Origin of the sequence: Pseudomonas sp. S5D5, from assembly GCF_003013355.1 — a bacterium.
GTDB classification, from domain to species: Bacteria; Pseudomonadota; Gammaproteobacteria; order Pseudomonadales; family Pseudomonadaceae; genus Aquipseudomonas; species Aquipseudomonas aylmerensis.
Genome location: NZ_PTEO01000001.1, coordinates 338,357 through 361,234, shown reverse-complemented (window position 1 = coordinate 361,234; position 22,878 = coordinate 338,357). Strand labels below are relative to the sequence as shown.

General features: G+C 62.1%; 26 protein-coding genes. 16 read left to right on the top strand and 10 right to left on the bottom strand.

Translation table 11 applies throughout. The features are described from left to right. Window positions 1–37: 37 nt before the first annotated feature. The 9 genes from C9990_RS01700 to C9990_RS01655 all read left to right on the top strand — a co-directional run bounded on the left by C9990_RS01700 (window position 38) and on the right by C9990_RS01655 (window position 6,734). Complete coding sequence (locus tag C9990_RS01700) at window positions 38–724, top strand: YggS family pyridoxal phosphate-dependent enzyme (RefSeq protein ID WP_106802389.1); 687 nt, start codon at window positions 38–40, stop codon at window positions 722–724. 33 nt (window positions 725–757) lie between these two features. Next, window positions 758–1,576: a pyrroline-5-carboxylate reductase gene (gene proC / locus C9990_RS01695; RefSeq protein WP_106802388.1), complete on the top strand. Its 819-nt coding sequence runs from the start codon at window positions 758–760 to the stop codon at window positions 1,574–1,576. Window positions 1,577–1,600: 24 nt separating this feature from the next. After that, entirely contained in the window at window positions 1,601–2,188 is a 588-nt protein-coding gene (locus tag C9990_RS01690; RefSeq protein WP_065902151.1) for a YggT family protein, read from the top strand. A 188-nt stretch (window positions 2,189–2,376) separates the two neighbouring features. Further along, window positions 2,377–3,516, top strand: a complete 1,140-nt coding sequence (locus C9990_RS01680) for a homoserine O-acetyltransferase (protein ID WP_065902154.1) — start codon at window positions 2,377–2,379, stop codon at window positions 3,514–3,516. Window positions 3,517–3,523: 7 nt separating this feature from the next. Beyond that, a complete protein-coding gene (gene metW / locus C9990_RS01675) occupies window positions 3,524–4,144 on the top strand; it encodes a methionine biosynthesis protein MetW (RefSeq protein WP_016972957.1) in 621 nt (206 codons plus the stop codon). A 21-nt stretch (window positions 4,145–4,165) separates the two neighbouring features. Next, window positions 4,166–4,600: a DUF4426 domain-containing protein gene (locus C9990_RS01670; RefSeq protein ID WP_065902156.1), complete on the top strand. Its 435-nt coding sequence runs from the start codon at window positions 4,166–4,168 to the stop codon at window positions 4,598–4,600. Continuing rightward, window positions 4,597–5,193, top strand: a complete 597-nt coding sequence (gene rdgB / locus C9990_RS01665; RefSeq protein ID WP_065902158.1) for an RdgB/HAM1 family non-canonical purine NTP pyrophosphatase — start codon at window positions 4,597–4,599, stop codon at window positions 5,191–5,193. The genes C9990_RS01670 and rdgB overlap by 4 nt, the downstream gene beginning before the upstream one ends. Then, a complete protein-coding gene (hemW, locus tag C9990_RS01660) occupies window positions 5,190–6,392 on the top strand; it encodes a radical SAM family heme chaperone HemW (RefSeq protein WP_106802386.1) in 1,203 nt (400 codons plus the stop codon). The genes rdgB and hemW overlap by 4 nt, the downstream gene beginning before the upstream one ends. A gap of 18 nt (window positions 6,393–6,410) precedes the next feature. Continuing rightward, window positions 6,411–6,734: a DUF3392 domain-containing protein gene (locus C9990_RS01655; protein WP_016972961.1), complete on the top strand. Its 324-nt coding sequence runs from the start codon at window positions 6,411–6,413 to the stop codon at window positions 6,732–6,734. A gap of 138 nt (window positions 6,735–6,872) precedes the next feature. Here C9990_RS01655 and trmB read toward each other — a convergent pair whose 3' ends face one another. From trmB to C9990_RS01635, 4 genes are all read right to left on the bottom strand, one after another. Next, complete coding sequence (gene trmB / locus C9990_RS01650) at window positions 6,873–7,598, bottom strand: tRNA (guanosine(46)-N7)-methyltransferase TrmB (protein WP_065902164.1); 726 nt, start codon at window positions 7,596–7,598, stop codon at window positions 6,873–6,875. Window positions 7,599–7,607: 9 nt separating this feature from the next. Beyond that, a complete protein-coding gene (locus tag C9990_RS01645; RefSeq protein WP_015886353.1) occupies window positions 7,608–8,402 on the bottom strand; it encodes a thiazole synthase in 795 nt (264 codons plus the stop codon). Window positions 8,403–8,465: 63 nt separating this feature from the next. After that, the gene (gene thiS, locus C9990_RS01640) at window positions 8,466–8,666 is read right to left on the bottom strand and encodes a sulfur carrier protein ThiS (RefSeq protein WP_025859525.1); all 201 of its coding nucleotides are present in this window, start codon (window positions 8,664–8,666) and stop codon (window positions 8,466–8,468) included. 71 nt (window positions 8,667–8,737) lie between these two features. After that, window positions 8,738–9,118 carry a DUF423 domain-containing protein gene (locus C9990_RS01635; protein ID WP_065902165.1) on the bottom strand — a complete coding sequence of 127 codons (381 nt, stop codon included), beginning with the start codon at window positions 9,116–9,118 and terminating at the stop codon, window positions 8,738–8,740. Between the two features lie 74 nt (window positions 9,119–9,192). Here C9990_RS01635 and mtgA point away from each other — a divergent pair, with 74 nt between their 5' ends. Continuing rightward, window positions 9,193–9,915: a monofunctional biosynthetic peptidoglycan transglycosylase gene (gene mtgA, locus C9990_RS01630; RefSeq protein WP_106802385.1), complete on the top strand. Its 723-nt coding sequence runs from the start codon at window positions 9,193–9,195 to the stop codon at window positions 9,913–9,915. Between the two features lie 97 nt (window positions 9,916–10,012). Here the strand turns inward: mtgA and rpoH are convergent, their stop codons facing one another. The 4 genes from rpoH to ftsY all read right to left on the bottom strand — a co-directional run bounded on the left by rpoH (window position 10,013) and on the right by ftsY (window position 14,090). Next, entirely contained in the window at window positions 10,013–10,867 is an 855-nt protein-coding gene (rpoH, locus tag C9990_RS01625; protein ID WP_003176698.1) for an RNA polymerase sigma factor RpoH, read from the bottom strand. A 129-nt stretch (window positions 10,868–10,996) separates the two neighbouring features. Continuing rightward, window positions 10,997–12,019 (bottom strand): permease-like cell division protein FtsX, encoded by a 1,023-nt coding sequence (gene ftsX, locus C9990_RS01620; RefSeq protein ID WP_106802384.1) that lies wholly within the window; start codon window positions 12,017–12,019, stop codon window positions 10,997–10,999. Further along, window positions 12,016–12,687, bottom strand: a complete 672-nt coding sequence (gene ftsE / locus C9990_RS01615) for a cell division ATP-binding protein FtsE (protein ID WP_090401642.1) — start codon at window positions 12,685–12,687, stop codon at window positions 12,016–12,018. The genes ftsX and ftsE overlap by 4 nt, the downstream gene beginning before the upstream one ends. Continuing rightward, window positions 12,684–14,090 (bottom strand): signal recognition particle-docking protein FtsY, encoded by a 1,407-nt coding sequence (gene ftsY, locus C9990_RS01610; RefSeq protein WP_106802383.1) that lies wholly within the window; start codon window positions 14,088–14,090, stop codon window positions 12,684–12,686. The genes ftsE and ftsY overlap by 4 nt, the downstream gene beginning before the upstream one ends. Before the next feature lie 230 nt (window positions 14,091–14,320). Between ftsY and C9990_RS01605 the strand changes: the two genes are divergently transcribed. From C9990_RS01605 to C9990_RS01590, 4 genes are all read left to right on the top strand, one after another. Next, a complete protein-coding gene (locus C9990_RS01605; RefSeq protein ID WP_106802382.1) occupies window positions 14,321–15,676 on the top strand; it encodes a pitrilysin family protein in 1,356 nt (451 codons plus the stop codon). Continuing rightward, window positions 15,669–17,159, top strand: a complete 1,491-nt coding sequence (locus C9990_RS01600) for a pitrilysin family protein (RefSeq protein WP_106802381.1) — start codon at window positions 15,669–15,671, stop codon at window positions 17,157–17,159. Before C9990_RS01605 ends, C9990_RS01600 begins: the two co-directional genes overlap by 8 nt. Next, a complete protein-coding gene (gene rsmD, locus C9990_RS01595) occupies window positions 17,159–17,776 on the top strand; it encodes a 16S rRNA (guanine(966)-N(2))-methyltransferase RsmD (RefSeq protein WP_065902177.1) in 618 nt (205 codons plus the stop codon). The genes C9990_RS01600 and rsmD overlap by 1 nt, the downstream gene beginning before the upstream one ends. 203 nt (window positions 17,777–17,979) lie before the next feature. Beyond that, window positions 17,980–18,975 (top strand): hydrolase, encoded by a 996-nt coding sequence (locus C9990_RS01590; protein WP_106802380.1) that lies wholly within the window; start codon window positions 17,980–17,982, stop codon window positions 18,973–18,975. Window positions 18,976–19,094: 119 nt separating this feature from the next. On the opposite strand, the gene C9990_RS01585 is transcribed toward C9990_RS01590, so the two are convergent. Both C9990_RS01585 and C9990_RS01580 read right to left on the bottom strand, forming a co-directional pair. Continuing rightward, window positions 19,095–19,949 carry a sulfurtransferase gene (locus C9990_RS01585; protein ID WP_106802379.1) on the bottom strand — a complete coding sequence of 285 codons (855 nt, stop codon included), beginning with the start codon at window positions 19,947–19,949 and terminating at the stop codon, window positions 19,095–19,097. A 33-nt stretch (window positions 19,950–19,982) separates the two neighbouring features. Beyond that, complete coding sequence (locus C9990_RS01580; protein ID WP_065902184.1) at window positions 19,983–20,654, bottom strand: TetR/AcrR family transcriptional regulator; 672 nt, start codon at window positions 20,652–20,654, stop codon at window positions 19,983–19,985. 146 nt (window positions 20,655–20,800) lie between these two features. Between C9990_RS01580 and C9990_RS01575 the strand changes: the two genes are divergently transcribed. Beyond that, entirely contained in the window at window positions 20,801–22,228 is a 1,428-nt protein-coding gene (locus tag C9990_RS01575; protein ID WP_106802378.1) for a coniferyl aldehyde dehydrogenase, read from the top strand. A 28-nt stretch (window positions 22,229–22,256) separates the two neighbouring features. Continuing rightward, entirely contained in the window at window positions 22,257–22,802 is a 546-nt protein-coding gene (locus tag C9990_RS01570; RefSeq protein ID WP_106802377.1) for a twin-arginine translocation pathway signal protein, read from the top strand. Window positions 22,803–22,878: the final 76 nt, after the last annotated feature.

Here is a 22,878-nt window from a genome sequence, read left to right as displayed (position 1 = left end):
GAATGCCGCGGACTCCATATCCACGGGCGCATCTTGAATGTCGACGATAGCAGACAACATCGGCCTGGTTAGCCAGCGCATCCGCGCCGCAGCCGACGCCGTGCAACGTGACGCAAGCAGCATCCACCTGCTGGCCGTGAGCAAGACCAAACCCGCGCAAGCCGTGCGCGAAGCCTATGCCGCCGGCCTGCTCCACTTCGGCGAGAACTATCTGCAGGAAGCCCTGGGCAAACAGGCGCAATTAACCGACCTGCCCTTGAGTTGGCACTTCATCGGCCCCATTCAATCGAACAAGACTCGCGCGATCGCCGAGAACTTCGCTTGGGTGCATTCCGTGGACCGCCTGAAAATCGCACAACGCCTGTCCGAACAACGCCCGGCCGACCTGCCACCGCTGAATATCTGCATCCAGGTCAATGTCAGCGGCGAAGCCAGCAAGTCCGGCTGTACGCCCGCCGACCTGCCGGCCCTGGCCAACGCCATCAGCGCCCTGCCGCGCCTGAAACTACGTGGCCTGATGGCGATCCCTGAGCCGACTGAAGATCGGAGCGCACAAGATGCAGCGTTCGCTGCCGTGCGCGAGCTGCAAGCCAGCCTGAACCTGGCGCTCGACACACTTTCCATGGGCATGAGCCACGACCTCGAGTCGGCCATCGCCCAAGGCGCCACCTGGGTGCGGATCGGTACCGCCCTGTTTGGCGCCCGCGACTACGGCCAGCCATGAAATGGCTGACATCCATCTGAATAAGGACCTGTCATGAGCAACACGCGTATTGCCTTTATCGGCGCCGGCAACATGGCGGCCAGCCTGATCGGCGGCCTGCGGGCCAAAGGCCTGGACGCCGCGCAGATCCGCGCCAGTGACCCCGGTGAAGACACCCGTGCCCGCATCAGCGCCGAACACGGTATTCAAACCTTTGCCGACAACGCCGAGGCCATCAGCGGCGTCGATGTGATCGTGCTGGCGGTCAAGCCACAAGCCATGAAAGCCGTGTGCGAAAGCCTGCGCCCGAGCCTGCAGCCACACCAGTTGGTGGTGTCCATCGCTGCCGGCATCACCTGCGCCAGCATGAACAACTGGCTCGGCGCGCAGCCGATCGTGCGCTGCATGCCCAACACGCCGGCGCTGCTGCGCCAGGGCGTGAGCGGCCTGTACGCCACCGCCGAAGTGAGCGCCGAACAGCGCGACCAGGCCCAGGAGTTGCTGTCTGCCGTGGGCATTGCCCTGTGGCTGGAACAGGAACAACAGCTGGACGCCGTCACCGCCGTCTCCGGCAGTGGCCCGGCGTACTTCTTCCTGCTGATCGAAGCCATGACCGCCGCTGGCGTGAAACTCGGCCTGCCCCACGAAGTCGCCGAGCAACTGGCCGAGCAAACCGCCCTCGGCGCCGCGAAGATGGCCGTTGGCAGCGAAGTTGACGCCGCCGAGCTGCGCCGTCGCGTGACGTCTCCAGGTGGCACCACCCAGGCGGCTATCGAATCGTTCCAGGCCGGCGGCTTTGAAGCCCTGGTCGAAAAAGCTCTGGGTGCCGCGGCACATCGTTCGGCTGAGATGGCCGAGCAGCTGGGCAAATAGTCGTCCCCTACATAGGAAACAAACATGCTCGGAATCAATGACGCTGCCATTTTCATCATCCAGACGCTGGGCAGCCTGTACCTGCTGATCGTGCTGATGCGCTTTATCCTGCAACTGGTGCGGGCGAACTTCTACAACCCGCTGTGCCAGTTCGTGGTCAAGGCCACCCAGCCCTTGCTCAAGCCGCTGCGCCGGGTGATCCCGAGCCTGTTCGGCCTGGACATGTCGTCGCTGGTGCTGGCGCTGCTGCTGCAGATCCTGCTGTTCGCGGTGATCCTGATGCTCAATGGCTACCAGGCCTTCACTGTGTTGCTGTTGCCTTGGGCGCTGATCGGCATCTTCTCGCTGTTTTTGAAGATCATCTTCTGGTCGATGATCATCAGCGTGATCCTCTCCTGGGTCGCTCCCGGCAGCCGTAGCCCGGGTGCCGAACTGGTCTACCAGATCACCGAGCCGGTGCTGGCGCCGTTCCGTCGCCTGATCCCCAACCTCGGCGGCCTGGACATTTCGCCGATCTTCGCGTTTATCGCGATCCAGCTGGTGCAAAGCTGGGTGATTCCACGCCTGGCGTTCTATGCGTTCATGCCCAAGGAACTGTTCGGCCTGATCTGACGCTGAACAAATGTGGGCGCTGGCGTGCCTGCGATAGCAGCACAGCGGTGTAATCCCAACACCGAGGTGCCCGCATCGCAGGCAAATCGGCGCCCACATTTTGTATCTGCCTACCGGTGCAGGCCTTTGCTTGCCGCTGGGTGCAGCGGTCTTTAGACTTACGCCTCATTTAAACGAGAGCAGGGTCGATGCCAGCTGCCTTCCCCCCCGATTCTGTTGGACTGGTCGTGCCCCAAGTGGCGCACTTCAGCGAACCGCTGGCCCTGGCCTGCGGCCGTTCGCTGCCTGCCTACGACCTGATCTATGAAACCTACGGCCAGTTGAACGCCACGGCGAGCAACGCCGTGCTGATCTGCCACGCCTTGTCCGGCCATCACCATGCCGCCGGCTACCACAGCGTCGACGAGCGCAAGCCCGGCTGGTGGGACAGCTGCATCGGCCCCGGCAAGCCCATCGACACCAACACGTTCTTTGTGGTCAGCCTGAACAACCTCGGCGGCTGCAACGGCTCCACCGGCCCCAGCAGCCTCAACCCGGAAACCGGCAAGCCGTTCGGCGCCGACTTCCCGGTGCTGACCGTGGAAGACTGGGTGCACAGCCAGGCACGCCTCGCCGACCTGCTGGGCATCGCCCAATGGGCCGCCGTGATTGGCGGCAGCCTGGGCGGCATGCAGGCCCTGCAGTGGACCATCACCTACCCGGATCGCGTGCGCCACTGTCTGGCAATCGCCTCGGCCCCCAAGTTGTCGGCCCAGAACATCGCCTTCAACGAAGTGGCGCGCCAGGCCATCCTCACCGACCCCGAGTTCCACGGCGGTTCGTTCCAGGAAGCCGGCGTAATCCCCAAGCGCGGCTTGATGCTGGCGCGGATGGTCGGGCACATCACCTACCTGTCCGATGACTCCATGGGCGAGAAATTCGGCCGTGGCCTCAAGAGTGAAAAGCTCAACTACGACTTCCACAGCGTCGAGTTCCAGGTCGAAAGCTACCTGCGTTATCAGGGCGAGGAGTTTTCCGGGCGTTTCGACGCCAACACCTACCTGCTGATGACCAAGGCCCTGGACTACTTCGACCCGGCAGCCAACCATGACGATGACCTGGCGAAAACCTTCGAAGCTGCCACGGCCAAGTTCTGCGTGATGTCGTTCACCACCGACTGGCGCTTCTCGCCGGCCCGCTCCCGTGAGCTGGTGGACGCGCTGATGGCTGCGCGCAAAGACGTCTGCTACCTGGAGATCGATGCTCCGCAAGGCCACGACGCCTTCCTGATCCCGATCCCGCGTTACCTGCAGGCGTTCGGCAATTACATGAACCGCATTACTTTGTGAGAACGCCATGAGAGCCGACCTGGAAATCATCCAAGACTGGATCCCCGCCGGCAGCCGCGTGCTCGACCTTGGCTGCGGCGATGGCGAACTGCTGAGCTGGCTGCGCGACAACAAGCAAGTCACCGGCTACGGCCTGGAAAACGACCCGGACAACATCGCCCAGTGCGTGGCCAAGGGCATCAACGTGATCGAGCAGGACCTGGACAAGGGCCTGGGCAATTTTGCCAGCAACAGCTTCGACATCGTGGTGATGACCCAGGCCCTGCAGGCCGTGCACTACCCGGACCGCATCCTCGACGAAATGCTGCGCGTAGGCCGCCAGTGCATCATCACTTTCCCCAACTTCGGCCACTGGCGTTGCCGCTGGTACCTGGCCACCAAAGGCCGCATGCCGGTGTCGGACTTCCTGCCCTACACCTGGTACAACACGCCGAACATTCACTTCTGCACCTTCGAAGACTTCGAAGCCCTGTGTGGCGAGCGTGAAGCCAAGGTGATCAACCGCCTTGCCGTCGATCAACAGCACCGCCACGGCTGGGCGAGTAAGCTATGGCCCAATCTGTTGGGCGAAATCGGTATTTACCGGGTCAGCAGTCCTGGCCTGACGGACCACAAGATTGCCGTCTAATCACCTTCAAGAGGGACGATCATGAGTCGCCTGGCTATTTTTCTACTGACCACACTGCTTGGGGCCAATGCCATGGCTGCCGACGCTATCGACCCCAATCGCACGAAAGAATTTGGCGATATCACCGTGCGTTACAACACGTTTACCTCGAGTTTCCTGCAACCGGAAACCGCCCAGGAGGTAGGCGTTGTACGCAGCAAGAACAAGGGGTTGATCAACGTTTCGGTATTCAAGGGCGTAACGCCCGTGGTGGCGCAGGTGACTGGCACCATCAAGGACTTGAGTGGCAAGAGCGAAGTGCTGACGTTCAAGCAGATCACCGAAAAAGGCGCGACCAATTACCTCGCGCCTTATTCCGTACCGCAGCAAGAGGTCAAGATTTTTACCATCAACGTTGAAACCGGTGGCAAGGCTCATAGCTTCCAATTCAACCAAGAACTGTTTCCGGCGCAATGATGAACCTCACCCAACTCGTATTGGCCAGCCATAACGCCGGCAAACTCAAAGAACTCCAGGCCATGCTCGGTGAGTCCGTGCAGCTGCGCTCGATTGGCGAATTCAGCCAGGTCGAGCCGGAAGAGACCGGCCTGTCGTTCGTCGAAAACGCCATCCTCAAGGCTCGCAACGCCGCACGCATCTCCGGCCTGCCGGCGCTGGCGGATGATTCGGGCCTGGCGGTGGACTTCCTCGGCGGCGCCCCTGGCATCTATTCGGCACGCTATGCCGACGGCAAGGGCGATGCGGCCAACAACGCCAAGCTGCTGGACGCCCTCAAGGACGTGCCGGACGCGCTGCGCGGCGCACAGTTCGTCTGCGTGCTGGCCCTGGTTCGGCATGCCGATGACCCGCTGCCGATCCTCTGCGAAGGCCTGTGGCACGGGCGCATCCTGCACGCGGCCAGCGGCGAGCACGGGTTTGGCTATGACCCCCTGTTCTGGGTGCCGGAGCGTAATGTTTCCAGCGCCGAACTGAGCCCCGCCGACAAGAACCAGATCAGCCACCGCGCCCGCGCAATGGATTTGCTGCGCCAACGCCTGGGCCTGAAATGACCCAGAACACCTCTGCGCAGCCACTGATCCACGGTGGCGCGCAAACACCACGGGCGGCCCTGCCCCACCTGCCGCCCCTGGCGCTGTATATCCACATCCCGTGGTGCGTACGCAAATGCCCGTATTGCGACTTCAACTCCCATACCGCCAGCGCAGTGCTGCCGGAAGAAGAGTATGTCGACGCGTTACTGGCCGACCTTGATCAAGACATGCATGCCGTTTATGGCAGGGAACTGAGTTCGATCTTCTTCGGCGGCGGTACGCCGAGCCTGTTCAGCGCCGCCGCGCTGGGCCGCCTGCTCAAGGGCGTGGAAACACGCATCCCGTTTGCCAGCGATATCGAGATCACCCTGGAAGCCAACCCCGGCACCTTCGAACAAGAGAAGTTCGTGGCCTACCGCAAGCTGGGGATCAACCGGCTGTCGATCGGCATCCAGAGCTTCCAGCAGGAAAAGCTCGAGGCGCTCGGGCGCATCCACAATGGCGATGAAGCCGTGCGCGCTGCCGGCATGGCGCGCCAGGCCGGGTTTGATAACTTCAACCTGGACCTGATGCACGGGCTGCCCGATCAGTCCCTGGACGACGCCTTGAGCGACTTGCGCCAGGCCATCGCACTGAAGCCGACGCACTTGTCCTGGTACCAGTTGACCCTGGAACCCAACACCGTGTTCTGGAACCAGCCGCCCGCGCTGCCGGAAGACGACACGCTGTGGGACATTCAGGAAGCCGGCCAGGCGCTGCTGGCCGAACACGGTTACGCGCAATATGAGGTCTCGGCCTATGCCCAACCAGGTCGCCCGGCGCGGCACAACCTCAACTACTGGAGCTTCGGCGACTTTATCGGTATCGGCGCCGGTGCCCACGGCAAGCTCAGCCACCCGGACGGGCGTATTGTGCGCACCTGGAAGACCCGTGCGCCGAAGGACTACCTCAACCCGGCCAAAAACTTCCAGGCCGGAGCGAAAGAACTGACCAATGAGGAGCTGCCGTTCGAGTTCCTGATGAACGCCCTGCGCCTGACTGAAGGTGTCGACGCCAAGCTCTACGCCGAACGCACCGGCCTTGAGCTGGCGAGCCTGGACGCCGCGCGCCGCGAGGCAGAACAAAGTGGCTTAATGCAGGTCGAACCGTCACGCCTGGCGGCCACTGACCGCGGGCAACTCTTTCTCAATGACCTGTTGCAGAAGTTTTTGAGCTGATCGCTCTAAGGAAATCGAATGGATCTGGTACTCGACCTGCTCGCCACCGTATCCCGCTGGAGCCGTAGCAACCTGTCGGAAATCTCCCTGGCCCTGGTCGGCTGTTTGCTGGTGTTGTTTGGCGCCGATATCAAAGGCTGGGTCGAAGCGCGCCTGGGCAGCATCGCCGGGGCATTGCGCGTGCCGTTGATGGCCCTGGTGTGCATGATCGGCAGCGGCGCCGCGCTGATCTACGCCACGCCGTGGATCGTGCGGGGGCTGAGCCAGTTCAATAACTACAGCCTCGCACCGGTGCTGGTGGTGGTGCTGGTATTGATTGGCGTAGTTGCGGACCGCCGCTGATTTAAAGCGCACCGCAAAACAACTGTGGGAGCTGGCTTGGCTGCGATGCAGACACCTCGGTGTATCAGTGATACCCAGGTGATGCTATCGCAGGCAAGCCAGCTCCCACAGTTGGTTGCACTTCAGGTTTCCAGCTGATTAAGCCAGCTTCTCGAACTTCAAATCCCAAACACCATGCCCAAGCCGCTCGCCGCGGCGCTCGAACTTGGTGATCGGCCGCTCGGCCGGGCGTGGCACGCATTTGCCGTCTTCGGCCAGGTTGCGGTAGCCAGGGGCGACGTTCATCACTTCCAGCATGTATTCAGCATACGGCTCCCAATCGGTGGCCATGTGCAGGATACCGCCGACCTTCAGCTTGCTGCGCACCAGTTCCGCGAAGGACGCCTGGACGATGCGGCGCTTGTGGTGACGGGCCTTGTGCCATGGATCGGGGAAGAACAGCATCAGGCGATCCAGGCTGTTGTCGGCGATGCAGCGGTTGAGCACTTCGATCGCGTCGCAGTCATACACCCGCAGGTTGGTCAGGCCTTGGGTCAGCACGCCATTGAGCAGCGCGCCGACACCCGGACGGTGTACTTCCACGCCGATGAAATCCTGCTCCGGCGAGGCGGCAGCCATTTCCAGCAGCGAGTGCCCCATGCCGAAACCGATTTCCAGGGAGCGCGGGGCCGAACGGCCGAAGACGTGGTCGTAGTCCACCGGCGCATCGGCCAGCGGCAGGACGAACAGTGGCGTGCCCTGCTCCAGGCCCTTTTGCTGGCCTTCGGTCATGCGCCCGGCACGCATCACAAAGCTCTTGATGCGGCGGTGCTTGGACTCGTCACCTTCGTCCACGGTGTTCGGCGTTTCGTTTGATTCAGTCATCAATGGCTCTTACTTGATCAGACCATCCAGCGGCGAAGAGGCGCTGGCGTAGAGTTTTTTCGGCATGCGACCGGCGAGGTAGGCCAGGCGGCCCGCGACGATGGCGTGGTTCATGGCTTCAGCCATCATGATCGGCTGCTGGGCGTGAGCGATGGCCGAGTTCATCAGCACCGCGTCGCAGCCCAGCTCCATGGCGATGGTGGCGTCGGAGGCAGTGCCCACGCCCGCATCCACCAGCACGGGGATCTTGGCTTCTTCGAGGATGATCTGCAGGTTGTAAGGGTTGCAGATGCCCAAGCCGGAACCGATCAGGCCGGCCAGCGGCATCACGGCGATACAGCCGATTTCTGCCAGTTGGCGCGCGATGATCGGGTCATCGCTGGTGTAGACCATCACGTCGAAGCCTTCCTTGACCAGCGTTTCGGCGGCCTTGAGGGTTTCGATCACATTGGGAAACAGGGTTTTCTGGTCGGCCAGCACTTCCAGCTTCACCAGGTTGTGGCCATCGAGCAGCTCACGGGCCAGGCGGCATGTGCGCACAGCCTCGATGGCGTCGTAGCAACCGGCGGTGTTGGGCAAGAAGGTGTAGCGATCCGGCGACAGCACTTCGAGCAGGTTTGGCTCGCCTTCGATCTGGCCGAGGTTGGTGCGGCGCACGGCGAAGGTGACGATCTCGGCACCCGAGGCTTCGATGGCCAGGCGGGTTTCTTCCATGTCGCGGTACTTGCCGGTGCCGACCAGCAGGCGGGACTGGTAGGTACGACCGGCCAGGACGAAGGGCTTGTCGCTACGAACGATGCTCATGGGAAATCCTCTGTGTGGGTGAGGTTCTGCAGAATACGCGGTGGCGCACAGGCGCCGGGCGGGCTAGCCGCCGCCGATGGCGTGGACCACTTCGACCTGGTCACCGTCGGTGAGCGCGGTCTCGGCGTGCTGGCTACGCGGGACGATATCCAGGTTGAGCTCCACTGCGACGCGACGCCCGGTCAGGTCCAGACGGGTCAGCAGGGCCGCAACGGTTTCACCGTCGGGCAGTTCAAAGGATTCGCCGTTCAACTGAATGCGCATGCCACGGGCCGCCATCGTTTTTAGGGGCCAGTATTCTAGCCCGATTGGGACCCAAAGGTCAGCTCCAAGCGTCAAGCGGTCAGCTGCAAGCGCCAGGCAGCGAGACCAAGGAAAAACCAGCCGAGCAGAAACGCCAACCCGCCGAACGGGGTAATGATCCCCAGTTTGCTGATGCCGGTCAGGGTCAGCACATACAGGCTGCCGGAGAACAACAGGATGCCGACGGCAAAGGAGATGCCCGCCCAGCCGACCAACCGGCCAGGAATATGTGCGGCCAGCAGCGCCACGCCAAACAGTGCCAGGGTGTGTACCAGCTGATAGGTCACGCCGGTATGGAAGATCGCCAGGTAGTCGGCGCTCAGGCGGTTTTTCAGGCCATGGGCGGCGAAGGCGCCGAGGGCAACACCGGTGAAGCCGAAAAAGGCAGCCAACATCAGAAAACCACGCAGCATGAGGAACTCCAGTCAGACTCAAAGGGCCGGGTCTGTATAATGGCCCGCTCAACGGGTTCGGCCAAGCCATCTCTATGCTGCGTCTCCTCTTCAATCGTTTTCTCAAAGTCGTGAAATGGTTCGCCATCGGCAGTGTCTTGCTGGTGCTGCTGTTTCGTGTCGTCCCGCCCCCCTTCACCGCGTTGATGGTGGAGCGCAAGGTCGAATCCTGGTTCGACGGTGAGCCGATTGACCTGCAACGTACCTGGGTGCCGTGGGACCAGATCTCCGATGACCTGAAAGTGGCGGTGATGGCCGGTGAAGACCAGCGTTTCCCGCAACACTGGGGCTTTGATTTCGGCGCGATCCAGGCAGCGATCCTGCACAACGAGCGCGGTGGTTCGATCCGTGGCGCCAGTACGCTGAGCCAGCAGGTCTCTAAAAACCTGTTCCTGTGGGCCGGCCGCAGTTATCTGCGCAAGGGCCTGGAGGCCTGGTTTACCGGGTTGATCGAGGTGCTTTGGCCCAAACAGCGGATTCTTGAGGTGTACCTCAACAGCGTGGAATGGGATGAAGGGGTGTTTGGCGCAGAAGCGGCCGCGCGGCATCACTTTGGGGTGAGTGCCAAGGGGCTGTCGCGCCAGCAGGCCAGCTACCTGGCGGCGGTGCTGCCCAATCCTCGGGTGTGGAGTGCCAGCCATCCGACCGCCTATGTGGCGCGGCGAGCCGCGTGGATTCGCCAGCAGATGAGCCAGTTGGGTGGGGACGGTTACTTGGTGGAGTTGAATAACTCCCGCAAGGCGCCGTGGTCCGACTGAGACCCTACCAGGGATTGCGTGAGGCTTTGGGTTTTGCGCACAAACAAAAATGCCCCGATCTTTCGATCGGGGCATTTTTTTGGCTTTTCGCAGCGTTTTAGGCGGCGATCGACAACTTCAACTTGTTCATCGCGCTTTTCTCAAGCTGACGAATCCGCTCGGCCGACACGTTGTACTTCTGCGCCAGGTCGTGCAGCGTGGCTTTTTCTTCCGCCAGCCAGCGCTGGTAGAGAATGTCACGGCTGCGGTCGTCCAGCACTTCCAGCGCTTCGTGCAGGTTGTGGTTGGAGTTGTCGCTCCAGTCGGCGTCTTCCAGTTGACGCGCTGGGTCGTACCGGTGGTCTTCCAGGTAATTGGCCGGCGATTGGAAAGCACTGTCGTCGTCCGCTTCGGCGGCCGGGTCGAACGCCATGTCATGGCCAGTCAGGCGGCTTTCCATCTCGCGCACTTCACGCGGCTCCACGCCGAGGCTTTCGGCCACGCGGTGGACTTCCTCGTTGTTCAGCCACGCCAGGCGTTTCTTCTGGCTGCGCAGGTTGAAGAACAGCTTGCGCTGGGCCTTGGTGGTCGCGACTTTCACGATCCGCCAGTTGCGCAGGATGAACTCGTGAATTTCCGCCTTGATCCAGTGCACAGCAAACGACACCAGGCGCACACCCATCTCAGGGTTGAAACGCTTCACAGCCTTCATCAGGCCGACGTTGCCTTCCTGGATCAGGTCAGCCTGGGCCAGGCCGTAGCCGCTATAGCTACGGGCGATATGTACGACAAAACGCAGGTGGGCGAGCACCATCTGCCGAGCCGCCCCCAAATCCTGCTCATAGTAGAGACTCTCGGCCAGTTCACGCTCCTGCTCCGGTGTCAGCAATGGAATGCTGTTCACCGTGTGCACATAGGCCTCCAGGTTCGCACCCGGGACCAAAGCATAAGCAGGTTGCAAAGAAGTGGTCATACGAAAAAACCTCCGACTCACATAACTTGTGCAGTTCAGCACTGCGAAAATTGACCGGGAACCGTAGGACAAGTTCCCTAAACCACTGATACGGTCAATACAAACGAAACCACATTACCTTGACATTAACTACTTCGGCGCCAACTCACGTAAATGCCGTGCGACCGCAATCCAAGCACCGATATACCCCAACAGGACCGCGCCAAGCAAGAGCGACAGACCATCGGCCACTGGCACGCCGGCGAGGGCAAAATCACTGCCGTACAAGCCGGCAAGCCCGACTACCGCGTCGTTCAGCCAGTTCAAGCCAAACGCCAGCACGCCCCAGGACAAAATCCCGGCACCGAAGCCATAAAGCGCGCCCATGTACAGAAAAGGCCGACGCACATAGCTGTCCGTGCCGCCGACCAGTTTAATCACTTCTATCTCGGTGCGACGGTTTTCAATATGAAGACGAATGGTATTACCTATCACCAAAAGTAATGCAGACACCAACAACACCGTCAGGCCGAACACAAACCGGTCACCCAGCTTGAGAATTGCTGCCAGCCGCTCAACCCAGACTAGATCAAGTTGCGCCTGCTGTACCTTGGGCAGCTCTGCGAGTTTTTGTCGCAGGGCTTCCAGCGCCGGCTTGTCGACTTCATTCGGCGTCACCAGCACCACGCCCGGCAGTGGGTTCTGCGGCAGCTCCTTCAGTGCCTCGCCCAGGCCAGATTGCTGCTGGAACTCCTCAAGGGCCTGGTCGCGGCTGATGTACTCGGCATCGGCCACACCCGGCAGGTTCTTGATGTCATCGCGCAGGGTCTCGCCGTCTTTGGCGCTCGCATCCAGGTTCAGGTACAGCGAAATCTGCGCCGCACGCTGCCAGGAGCCGCCCAGGCGCTCGACATTATTGAGCAGCAGCGACAGGCCCATCGGCAGGCTCAGGGCCACGGCCATCACCAGGCAGGTGAAAAAGCTGCCGATCGGTTGTTTGCCCAGGCGACGCAGACTGTCCAGCAGGCTGGCGCGGTGGCTTTCGATCCAGGCGCGCAGCAAGGTGCTGAAGTCAGGACCGTCGTCTTCGTCGTGTTTTTTCTTTTTCGGCTGCGGATCGGCCGGTTTCGGTGCCACGCGTTCGGACACCTTGGGGCTGCGTGTAGCACTCATGCGCCGGCCTCCCCGTCACCGATCAGGCGGCCACGCTGCAGGGTCAGCATGCGATGGCGCATGCGCGCGATCAGGGCCAGGTCGTGACTGGCGATCAGCACGCTGGTGCCCAGGCGGTTGATGTCTTCGAACACCCCCATGATCTCGGCCGCCAGGCGCGGGTCGAGGTTACCGGTCGGTTCGTCCGCCAGCAGCAAGGCCGGACGGTGGACGATAGCGCGGGCAATGCCGACGCGCTGTTGCTGGCCGGTGGACAGGTCGCCGGGGTAGAGGTCGGTCTTGTCCGACAGCGCCACGCGCTCCAGGGCCGAATCCACGCGCTTGACGATCTCGGCCTTGGACAGCCCGAGGATCTGCAGCGGCAACGCAATGTTGTTGAACACCGTGCGATCGAACAGCAACTGGTGGTTCTGGAACACCACGCCGATCTGGCGGCGCAGGAACGGAATCTGTGCATTGCTGATAGTGGCCAGGTCTTGGCCGGCCAGCAGCAGTTTGCCGGTGGTCGGGCGTTCCATGGCCAGCAGCAGGCGCAACAGGGTACTTTTGCCGGCGCCAGAGTGACCGGTGACAAACAAGAACTCGCCCCGCCGTACTCGAAAGCTCAGCTCATGCAAGCCGACATGCCCGTTGGCATAGCGTTTACCGACCTGTTCGAATCGAATCATGAACGCTCCCGCTCGGCAAACAGTGCCTGTACAAAGGGTTCGGCTTCAAAAGTGCGCAGGTCGTCGATACCTTCACCGACGCCGATATAACGAATCGGCAACCCGAACTGTTTGGCCAGGGCGAAGATCACACCGCCCTTGGCCGTGCCGTCGAGCTTAGTCAATGCCAGGCCGGTCAGTTGCACCGTCTGGTTGAATTGTTTGGCCTGGCTGATGGCGTTCTGGCCCGTACCGGCATCGAGCACCAGCAGCACTTCGTGCGGCGCGTCGGCGTCGAGCTTGCCGATGACGCGGCGGACTTTCTTCAGCTCTTCCATCAAATTGTCTTTGGTGTGCAGGCGACCGGCGGTATCCGCGATCAGCACATCGATGTTACGGGCCTTGGCGGCTTGCACGGCGTCGAAGATCACCGAGGCGGAATCGGCGCCGGTGTGCTGGGCGATGACCGGGATCTTGTTGCGCTCACCCCACACCTGCAACTGCTCCACGGCAGCGGCACGGAAGGTGTCGCCGGCAGCGAGCATGACTTTCTTGCCTTCCGACTGCAGCTTCTTCGCCAGCTTGCCAATGGTGGTGGTCTTGCCGGCGCCGTTGACACCGACCACCAGGATCACGAACGGCTTGTTCGGCGTGATCACCAGCGGCGCTTCCACCGGCTTGAGCATCGCCGCCAGCTCGGCCTGCAGGGATTTGTAGAGGGCATCGGCGTCGGTCAGCTGCTTGCGCGCGACCTTCTGGGTCAGGCTCTGGATGATCACCGCGGTGGCTTCGACGCCCACGTCGGCGGTCAGCAGGCGGGTTTCGATGTCTTCCAGCAGCTCGTCATCAATGACCTTCTTGCCCAGGAACAGGCTGGCCATGCCTTCGCCGATGCTGGCGCTGGTCTTGCTCAGGCCTTGCTTGAGACGGGCGAAGAAACCGGTCTTGCTGGTTTCGACAGGCGCGGCAGGCTCTTCGATGACGGCAGGGGCGGCAAACACTGGCTCGACCACCACCGGTGCCGGTGCTGGCGCTTCTGCGACAACCGGCTGCGGCTCAATGACCACCGGAATCGGCGGCGCCACATGTTCGGCCTGTACATCTTCAACCAGTGCCACGGGCTCTTCGGCCACCGGCAATTGCGGCCATGGCTTGTGCTCGGGTTCTGGTTGCGGCTCTGGCTCTGGCTCTGGCTCAACCTCGGCCAGCGGCTGCAGCACCGGCTCGGCCATCGGCAATACCACCGGCGCCGGCGCTTCGGCAACCGGTTCAGCTTCTACTATAGGGTCCGGGATCGGTTCGGCTGGAACCTGCGGCTGTTCGGCGACGGGGGTTTCCTGCGGCTTTTTGCGCAGCCATCCGAACAGGCCTTTCTTCTCGCCAGCCGCAGCTGGGGTCTTCTTGTCGTCGTTGGAACCAAACATGGAGACGGCTATCTCAAGGTAGCGACGCGCCTGGGGGGCGTCGGTAAATAAAATTCGATGCGTAACAGACTGTTTTTTAGCCAGCTCGTTCATGCGCAACATTTCGTAAGGCCTAAAACGGCCTCAACACGACTGCCGCAGTGGCCGTCCTTAAATCCGATCAGTATCCTAGCACCTCCTCGCCCGCCGACGCTAAGACCAAGCGGGCAGCCCAACAGGTTTAAAAACGAATGAATGCTCTAGCCCGCCACGCCGCAGGCCTGCTGTTCAGCACAGTTTGTCTGCCTCTCTCAGCCCTGGCTGCCGACCCACAACCCACCCACGAATTCACCCTGGATAACGGCCTCAAGGTGGTCGTGCGCGAAGACCATCGCGCGCCGGTGGTGGTTTCCCAGGTCTGGTACAAGGTCGGTTCGAGCTACGAAACCCCGGGCCAGACCGGCTTGTCCCACGCCCTGGAGCACATGATGTTCAAGGGTAGCGCCAAGGTCGGCCCCGGCGAAGCGTCGCTGATCCTGCGCGACCTGGGCGCCGAAGAAAACGCCTTCACCAGCGATGACTACACCGCCTACTACCAAGTGCTGGCCCGTGACCGCCTGGGTGTTGCCTTCGAGCTCGAAGCCGACCGCATGGCCAGCCTGCGCCTGCCGGCCGACGAGTTCAGCCGCGAAATCGAGGTGATCAAGGAAGAGCGCCGCCTGCGCACCGACGACAATCCAATGTCCAAGGCCTACGAGCGCTTCAAGGCCATGGCCTACCCCGCCAGCGGCTACCACACGCCGACCATCGGCTGGATGGCCGACCTGGACCGCATGAAGGTCGAAGAGCTGCGCCACTGGTACCAATCCTGGTATGTGCCGAACAACGCCACCCTGGTAGTGGTCGGCGACGTGACCCCGGACGAGGTGAAAAACCTGGCCCAGCGTTACTTCGGCCCGATTCCCAAGCGCGACGTGCCACCCGCCAAGATCCCGATGGAGCTGGCCGAGCCTGGCGAGCGCCTGCTGACGATGCGTGTGCAGACCCAACTGCCGAGCGTGATCCTCGGTTTCAACGTCCCGGGCCTGGCCACCGCCGAAGACAAGCGCTCGGTACAAGCCCTGCGCCTGATCTCGGCCCTGCTGGACGGCGGCTACAGCGCGCGTATTTCGGAGCAACTGGAGCGCGGTGAGGAGCTGGTCTCCGCCGCATCCACCAGCTACGACGCCTACACCCGTGGCGACAGCCTATTCACCCTGACCGCCACGCCGAACCAGCAGAAGAAAAAGACCGTCACCCAAGCCGAAGCGGGCCTGTGGCGCCTGCTGGAAGAATTGAAGTCCAAACCGCCGACCGCCGAAGAACTGGAGCGCATCCGCGCCCAAGTGATCGCCGGCGTGGTCTATCAGCGCGATTCCATCACCAGCCAGGCCACAGCCATCGGCTCGCTGGAAACCGTGGGGCTGTCCTGGAAGCTCATGGACACTGAACTGGCCGACCTGCAAAGCGTGACCCCGGAAGATATCCAGAAAGCCGCGCGCACCTATTTCACCCGCGAACGTCTGAGCGTCGCCCATGTTATGCCTGAGGAGACCGCTCATGAGTGATCGCAAAAGCAGCCGCCTGGTCCTGCCGGGCTTGATCGTCGTCACCTTGATCGCGGCAAGTGCCGTGTATTTCCTGCGCCCGAGCGACTCGATGGCCAGCCAGGCGCTGGACACGGCGCAATCGGCCAACACGCTGCAATCGCTGGCGGAGCTGGACGGCAAGGCGCCGACCAACCGCAAGCTCGACGTGCAGACCTGGACCACCGCCGAAGGCGCCAAGGTGCTGTTCGTGGAAGCCCATGAACTGCCGATGTTCGACATGCGCATCCTGTTCGCCGCCGGCAGCAGCCAGGACGGCAACACCCCAGGCGTGGCACTGCTGACCAACGCCATGCTCAACGAAGGCGTGCCGGGCAAGGACGTCAGCCAGATCGCCAGCGGTTTTGAAGGCCTGGGCGCCGACTTCGGCAATGGCGCTTATCGCGACATGGCTCTGGTATCCCTGCGCAGCCTCAGCGACAGCGATAAACGCGACGCCGCCCTGGCACTGTTCGACCAGGTGATCGGCAAGCCGACCTTCCCTGCCGACTCTCTTGTGCGGATCAAGAACCAGATTCTCGCCGGTTTCGAGTACCAGAAGCAGAACCCCGCCAAGTTGGCCAGCCTGGAGCTGTTCAAGCGCCTGTATGGCGACCACCCGTACGCGCACCCGAGCGAAGGCACGCCGCAAAGCATCCCGAAGATAACCCTCGCGCAGTTGCAGGCGTTTCACGCCAAGGCTTATGCAGCAGGTAATGCGGTGATCGCCGTGGTCGGCGACCTGACCCGCGCCGAAGCCGAAGCCATGACGGCCAAGGTCTCGGCGTCGTTGCCCAAGGGCCCGGCGCTGGCCAAGATTGCCCAGCCGACCGAACCCAAGGCCGGCCTGAGCCATATCGAGTTCCCGTCCAAGCAGACGCACTTGCTGTTCGCCCAACTGGGCATCGACCGCGCCGACCCGGACTACGCAGCCCTGTCCCTGGGCAACCAGATCCTCGGCGGCGGCGGTTTCGGTACGCGCTTGATGAGCGAAGTGCGCGAGAAGCGTGGCCTGACATACGGCGTGTACTCCGGTTTCTCGCCGATGCAGGTGCGCGGCCCGTTCATGATCAACCTGCAGACCCGCGCCGAAATGAGCGGTGGCACCCTGCGCCTGGTCGAGGACGTGCTGGCCGATTATTTCAAGACCGGCCCGACACAGAAGGAACTGGACGACGCCAAGCGTGAGCTGGCCGGCAGCTTCCCATTGTCCACCGCCAGCAACGCGGACATCGTCGGACAACTGGGCGCGATGGGTTTCTACAACCTGCCGCTGAGCTATCTTGAAGATTTCATGAAACAATCCCAGGCCCTGACCGTAGAGCAGGTCAAGGCTGCCATGAACAAACACTTGAGCGCCGACAAGATGGTCATCGTGACCGCCGGCCCGACGATTGCGCAAAAGCCACTACCGCCCCCCACTGACAAACCCGCCGAGCAGCCGCTCGGGGTTCCGGAGCATTAATGGCCAGTTCATCTCGCCCGAAAAAACCTGTCCACAACGTGCATAACGGTGTGGGCCAACTGCGCATCATTGGTGGCGAATGGGGCAGCCGCAAGCTGAGCTTCCCCGACGTCGTCGGCCTGCGCCCCACGCCTGATCGCGTGCGTGAAACCCTGTTCAACTGGCTCGCGCCGTATATCGGCGGGGCCAAAGTGCTGGATCCGTTTGCCGGCAGCGGCGCATTATTCCTCGAGGCGCTGTCCCGTGGCGCAGCCCAGGCCCAGGCGCTGGATGCAAGCAATGTGGCAGTGTCCAGCCTCAAGGAACACCTCGGCACCCTGCGCTGCACCAACGGCCAGGTGCAAACCGCCGACGCGCTGCGCTATCTGGAAACCCAGCCGGCAAGCGAATACGACGTGGTATTCCTCGACCCGCCGTTCAACCAGAACCTGTTACCCGCCGTGTGCACCTTGCTCGAAGAGCGCCAATGGCTGGCGGCGGATGCGTGGATCTACACTGAAAGCGAGACCGCGCCGTCAACCCTCGGCTTGCCTGGCGCCTGGCGCCTGCACCGGGAGCAGAAGTCCGGTCGGGTGTATTACGCGTTGTGGCATCGGTTGGTCGACAGCGTCGCTTAATCTGTGGCGAGCAAGCTTGTCGTAATGAGCGGGCGTGTTGTGGTGAGCGGGCTTGCTGTGGTGAGCGGGCTTGCCCCGCGTCGGGCTGCGAAGCAGCCCCATCAAGAACGCCGCATTAATCCAGTTAGAGCACCGTCGCGGCTTTGGGGCCGCTTCGCACCCCGACGCGGGTGCAAGCCCGCTCGCCACAGACTGAGAGTTTCATGACACCGTCCTCCGAACTGTTCACCCCCGCCTTCGGCCTCGGCAACCCTCACCTGCAAACCCTGTGGGGGCCGCTATGGCGCCCCACTACCCATATCGAACGCCAGCGCGAACGCCTGTGGCTGGAAGACGGCGATTTTCTGGACCTCGACTGGCATGGCCCGCATGACGCACAGGCGCCATTGGTGCTGGTGCTGCATGGGCTGACCGGCTCATCCAATTCCCCCTATGTGGCCGGCCTGCAAAAAGTCCTCGCGGCTCAAGGCTGGGCCAGTGCCGCCTTGAACTGGCGCGGCTGTTCCGGCGAGCCAAACCTGTTGGCACGCAGCTATCACTCGGGCGCCAGCGAGGATCTGGCCGCGGCGATTGCCCACCTGCGCGCGAAACGGCCGTTGGCGCCGTTGTATGCCGTGGGTTATTCGCTGGGGGGCAATGTGCTGCTCAAACACTTGGGCGAAACCGGCGAAGCCTCCGGCTTGCAAGGCGCGGCGGCGGTGTCGGTGCCGTTTCGGCTGGACCAGTGCGCGGACCGGATCGGGCTGGGTTTCTCGCGGGTTTATCAAAAGCACTTCATGCGTGAAATGCTCGCGTATATCCGCGTCAAGCAAAGCCGTTTTTTACAGGATGGCCGGGCAGACGGGCTGAAAACCCTGGAAGCCCTCGGCTCACTGGAGAAGATGCGCACGTTCTGGGACTTCGATGGGCGGGTCACCGCGCCACTGCACGGCTTCCTGAGTGCCGAGGACTACTACCGCCGCGCGTCGAGCCGCTACTACTTAGGATCGATCCGCACCCCGACGCTGATCATCCAGGCCGCCGATGATCCGTTTGTATTCGCCCATAGCCTGCCCGAGGCCAGCGAGTTATCGGAGTGCACCGAGTTTGAGCTGACGGCAAAGGGTGGGCATGTGGGGTTCGTCGACGGCTCGCTGAAGCGCCCGGGTTATTACCTCGAACGCCGAATCCCTCAGTGGCTACTGGCACAGCACGGCTGAACATGGAGAAGCTGGCTTGCCTGCGATAGCAGTGTGTCAGCCGATTATCCGCTCGCTGACACGCCCTCATCGCAGGTAAGCCAACTCCCACACTCGATGCTGCTCACACCGCAACCGACTCAGTCGCCCGTAGCAATTTCACGCTGCGGATCGGTAATCCACTCACTCCACGACCCCGCATACAACTTGCCCAACGGGTAACCCGCCAGGCTAAGGGCGAACAGGTTGTGGCACGCCGTCACCCCTGAACCGCAATACGCCACCAACTCCTCCGGTGAACGCCCCTGCAATTGAGCGGCGAAACGTTGCTTGAGCTGGTCGGCTGGCAGGAAACGGCCATCACTGCCAAGGTTTTCGGTGAACGCCGCACACTGCGCGCCGGGGATATGCCCGGCGATCGGGTCGATGGGTTCCACGTCACCGCGAAAACGTGGCTGGGCGCGGGCATCGATCAAGGTCAGGCCCGGTTGGCCCAGGCGTTTTTGCAGGTGTTCGGCATCCAGCACCAGGCGGTTGTCCGGCGTCCCGGCGAAGGTACCCGGCTCGACCACCGGCGCGTCCAGGCTCAGCGGGAAACCGGCGGCGTGCCAGGCCTTGAGGCCGCCGTCCAGGATAAACACGCCGTCACGTTTGCCCAGCCAGGCCAGCAACCACCAGGCGCGGGCAGCAAAGGCGCCGGGGCCGTCGTCATACAGCACGACATCGGTGTCGGCGTTAATACCCCACGCGCGCAATTGCCGGGCAAAGGTGTCCGCCACCGGCAACGGGTGACGACCGGTCACGCCCTTGGTCACCGGGCCGCTGAGATGGCGCTCGAGGTCGGCGTACTGCGCACCCTCAATATGCCCTTCGGCATAGCTGCACAGCCCGTAGTCCGGGTCTTCCAAGGCAAAACGGCAATCCAGGATCACTAGCCCGGTCGACTTCTGGCGCTCGGCCAATTGCTGGGGGCTGATCAGTTGGGCAAGCGGCATGACGGACTCCTGTGAACAGATTCGGGAAAGGTCCTACTTCACTTCTTCCAGTGCCTGATTCAACGGCACGTAAAACTCTTTGAACAGGGCATCCACCGCGTCTTTCGCCTGGGGCGTGACGAACCCGGCCTCCAGCACCAGCACTTGGTAGACCCCGCGCTTGATGGCTTCGGCGCTCAAATGGGCGGAGTTTTCATTGGTGGTGCACAAGAACCGCACCCACGAGGTGAGGATGATCCACGCATTGAGGGTCAGGGCCTCGGTCTGCACCGGGTCCATGTTGAGGATGCCGGCATCGACAAACCCCTGGTAAATGGCATTGCCCTGGATCAGGCAGCGCTGGGAAAACCGTCGGTAGCCAGTCGCCAGTTCCGGGTCGCTTTCCAGCAAGTGCTCGAGGTCGCGGTGCAGGAAGCGGTAGCGCCACATGCCGGCCAGCACGGCCTGCAGGTAAAAGCGCTTATCTTCGACGGTCACGGCGCGGCCTTGGGGCGGGCGCAGAAAACTGTCCACCAACGCTTCGTACTCACGAAACAACACGGCGATGATCGCCTGCTTGTTGGGGAAGTGGTAGTACAGGTTGCCCGGCGAAATTTCCATATGGGCGGCAATATGATTGGTGCTCACACTGCGCTCGCCCTGCTGGTTAAAAAGCTCCAGGCTGGTTTGCACAATGCGCTCGCTGGTCTTTACTCGTGGTGCCATAGGGGATCAGCTTCTAAACACGTGATGGGGCATCTTACGGCCTATCCTTGCCAGGATAAATCTGCATGTTGCTGCAATGTTATTTGACAATTTAGAGCAATGACTCTAAAAATCCACGCAGACCTATAACAATCGGGAACTGCGCCATGTCTGCCAACATTGCCTATCTGCAAGATTCCCAGGCGCTGGATCATCTCCAGGACCTGTTCGACGCGCAACGCCGTGCCTATGCCGCCAACCCGATGCCGCCGGCAGCGCAGCGCCAGCAATGGCTCAAGGCTCTGTGTGATGTGCTCAGCGACGAACGCCAGGCGTTGATCGACGCGATCAGCCAGGACTTCAGCCACCGCAGTGCAGACGAAACCCTGTTCGCCGAATTGATGCCCAGCCTGCATGGCATTCACTACGCCAGCAAACACCTCAAGGGCTGGATGAAACCTTCCCGTCGCGCTGTAGGCATTGCCTTCCAGCCGGCTTCAGCCAAGGTGATCTACCAACCGCTGGGCGTGGTCGGGGTGATCGTGCCCTGGAACTACCCGCTGTACCTGGCCATTGGCCCCCTGGTCGGGGCGTTGGCCGCCGGAAACCGGGTGATGCTCAAGCTCAGCGAGTCCACACCCGCCACCGGCGAGTTGCTCAAGGCGCTGCTGGCGAAGATTTTCCCCGAGGACCTGGTGTGCGTAGTGCTCGGCGAAGCCGAAGTGGGCATGGCGTTTTCCAAGCTGCGTTTCGATCACCTGCTGTTTACCGGCGCCACCAGCATCGGCAAGCATGTGATGCGCGCCGCGGCCGAACACCTCACGCCGGTGACCCTGGAATTGGGCGGCAAGTCGCCGGCCATCGTGTCTGCCGATGTGCCACTCAAGGATGCCGCCGAACGAATCGCCTTCGGCAAGGCCTTGAATGCCGGGCAAACCTGTGTGGCGCCAGACTACGTGCTGGTGCCGGAAGATCGCGTTGAGGGTTTCGTCGAGGCTTACAGCAAGGCCGTCCGCGGGTTTTATCCGACGCTAACCGATAACCCGGACTACACCGCCATCATCAATGAGCGGCAACTGGCCCGGCTGAATGCCTACGTCAAGGACGCCACCGACAAGGGCGCCACGCTGGTCCCCTTGTACGACCAGGGCCAGGCCCGGCGCATGGCCCACAGCCTGTTGCTGAATGTCAGCGATGACATGACCGTGATGCAGGACGAGATCTTCGGCCCGGTGCTGCCGATCGTGCCGTATCGAGGCCTCGACCAGGCGTTTGCCTACATCAACGAAAGGCCTCGCCCACTGGCCCTGTATTACTTCGGCTACAACAAGGGCGAGCAGAATCGCGTACTTCACGAGACTCATTCCGGCGGCGTGTGCCTGAACGACACCCTGCTGCACGTGGCCCAGGATGACATGCCCTTTGGCGGCATCGGCCCCTCGGGCATGGGCCACTACCACGGCCACGAAGGTTTTCTCACGTTCAGCAAAGCCAAGGGCGTGCTGGTGAAACAGCGCCTCAATGCGGCCAAGTTGATCTACCCGCCGTACGGCAAAGCCATCCAGAAGTTGATCCAGAAGCTGTTCGTTCGCTGATTCCGCCACTCTCGGGATAACAATAACAATGAACCCTAGCCTGACTGATTCACCCGCGCTGTCGCGGCGCGGCGTATTGAAAATCGGCTTGTGCGCCAGTGCTTTCCTGGCCACGGCCGGGCTCGGCGCCAGCCTCAGCGGCTGCTCCAGCAGCACCCCGGCCAGCGGCTTTGCCATGCTGCGCAGCAGTGACCTGCCGTTTTTGCGCGCGGTAATCCCGGTGTTGCTCGAAGGCGCGGCGAGCGCCCAAGAGGTGGTCGCCGGGATTGAAGACACCCTGAAGAAGCTCGACTACAGCCTGCAGCACCTGTCGCCGGAAATGTTCAAGCTCACTCAGCAACTGTTCGACGTATTGGGCATGGGCATCACCCGTGGCCCATTGACCGGCATCTGGGGCAGCTGGGAAAACGCCAGCGCGGAGCAGATCCGCAACTTCCTGCACCGCTGGGAAAACAGCTATCTCAACCTGCTGCGCATGGGCCAGGGCTCGCTGCTCAAGCTGGTAATCATGTCGTGGTACTTCCGCCCGCAGTCCTGGGCGCATTGCGGCTATCCGGGCCCGCCCAAGGTCTAGCCCTGCCTGATAACCCGCTCCAACGTGGGAGCTGTACCCGCAGGCAGGCCGCTTTCGCAGGCAAGCCAGCTCCCAC

Bases quoted from the DNA above. Each gene is read 5' to 3' on its own strand.
- C9990_RS01700 (WP_106802389.1), top strand. From the start codon at position 38: ATGTCGACGATAGCAGACAACATCGGCCTGGTTAGCCAGCGCATCCGC.
- proC (WP_106802388.1), top strand. From the start codon at position 758: ATGAGCAACACGCGTATTGCCTTTATCGGCGCCGGCAACATGGCGGCC.
- C9990_RS01690 (WP_065902151.1), top strand. From the start codon at position 1,601: ATGCTCGGAATCAATGACGCTGCCATTTTCATCATCCAGACGCTGGGC.
- C9990_RS01680 (WP_065902154.1), top strand. From the start codon at position 2,377: ATGCCAGCTGCCTTCCCCCCCGATTCTGTTGGACTGGTCGTGCCCCAA.
- metW (WP_016972957.1), top strand. From the start codon at position 3,524: ATGAGAGCCGACCTGGAAATCATCCAAGACTGGATCCCCGCCGGCAGC.
- C9990_RS01670 (WP_065902156.1), top strand. From the start codon at position 4,166: ATGAGTCGCCTGGCTATTTTTCTACTGACCACACTGCTTGGGGCCAAT.
- rdgB (WP_065902158.1), top strand. From the start codon at position 4,597: ATGATGAACCTCACCCAACTCGTATTGGCCAGCCATAACGCCGGCAAA.
- hemW (WP_106802386.1), top strand. From the start codon at position 5,190: ATGACCCAGAACACCTCTGCGCAGCCACTGATCCACGGTGGCGCGCAA.
- C9990_RS01655 (WP_016972961.1), top strand. From the start codon at position 6,411: ATGGATCTGGTACTCGACCTGCTCGCCACCGTATCCCGCTGGAGCCGT.
- trmB (WP_065902164.1), bottom strand. From the start codon at position 7,598: ATGACTGAATCAAACGAAACGCCGAACACCGTGGACGAAGGTGACGAG.
- C9990_RS01645 (WP_015886353.1), bottom strand. From the start codon at position 8,402: ATGAGCATCGTTCGTAGCGACAAGCCCTTCGTCCTGGCCGGTCGTACC.
- thiS (WP_025859525.1), bottom strand. From the start codon at position 8,666: ATGCGCATTCAGTTGAACGGCGAATCCTTTGAACTGCCCGACGGTGAA.
- C9990_RS01635 (WP_065902165.1), bottom strand. From the start codon at position 9,118: ATGCTGCGTGGTTTTCTGATGTTGGCTGCCTTTTTCGGCTTCACCGGT.
- mtgA (WP_106802385.1), top strand. From the start codon at position 9,193: ATGCTGCGTCTCCTCTTCAATCGTTTTCTCAAAGTCGTGAAATGGTTC.
- rpoH (WP_003176698.1), bottom strand. From the start codon at position 10,867: ATGACCACTTCTTTGCAACCTGCTTATGCTTTGGTCCCGGGTGCGAAC.
- ftsX (WP_106802384.1), bottom strand. From the start codon at position 12,019: ATGAGTGCTACACGCAGCCCCAAGGTGTCCGAACGCGTGGCACCGAAA.
- ftsE (WP_090401642.1), bottom strand. From the start codon at position 12,687: ATGATTCGATTCGAACAGGTCGGTAAACGCTATGCCAACGGGCATGTC.
- ftsY (WP_106802383.1), bottom strand. From the start codon at position 14,090: ATGTTTGGTTCCAACGACGACAAGAAGACCCCAGCTGCGGCTGGCGAG.
- C9990_RS01605 (WP_106802382.1), top strand. From the start codon at position 14,321: ATGAATGCTCTAGCCCGCCACGCCGCAGGCCTGCTGTTCAGCACAGTT.
- C9990_RS01600 (WP_106802381.1), top strand. From the start codon at position 15,669: ATGAGTGATCGCAAAAGCAGCCGCCTGGTCCTGCCGGGCTTGATCGTC.
- rsmD (WP_065902177.1), top strand. From the start codon at position 17,159: ATGGCCAGTTCATCTCGCCCGAAAAAACCTGTCCACAACGTGCATAAC.
- C9990_RS01590 (WP_106802380.1), top strand. From the start codon at position 17,980: ATGACACCGTCCTCCGAACTGTTCACCCCCGCCTTCGGCCTCGGCAAC.
- C9990_RS01585 (WP_106802379.1), bottom strand. From the start codon at position 19,949: ATGCCGCTTGCCCAACTGATCAGCCCCCAGCAATTGGCCGAGCGCCAG.
- C9990_RS01580 (WP_065902184.1), bottom strand. From the start codon at position 20,654: ATGGCACCACGAGTAAAGACCAGCGAGCGCATTGTGCAAACCAGCCTG.
- C9990_RS01575 (WP_106802378.1), top strand. From the start codon at position 20,801: ATGTCTGCCAACATTGCCTATCTGCAAGATTCCCAGGCGCTGGATCAT.
- C9990_RS01570 (WP_106802377.1), top strand. From the start codon at position 22,257: ATGAACCCTAGCCTGACTGATTCACCCGCGCTGTCGCGGCGCGGCGTA.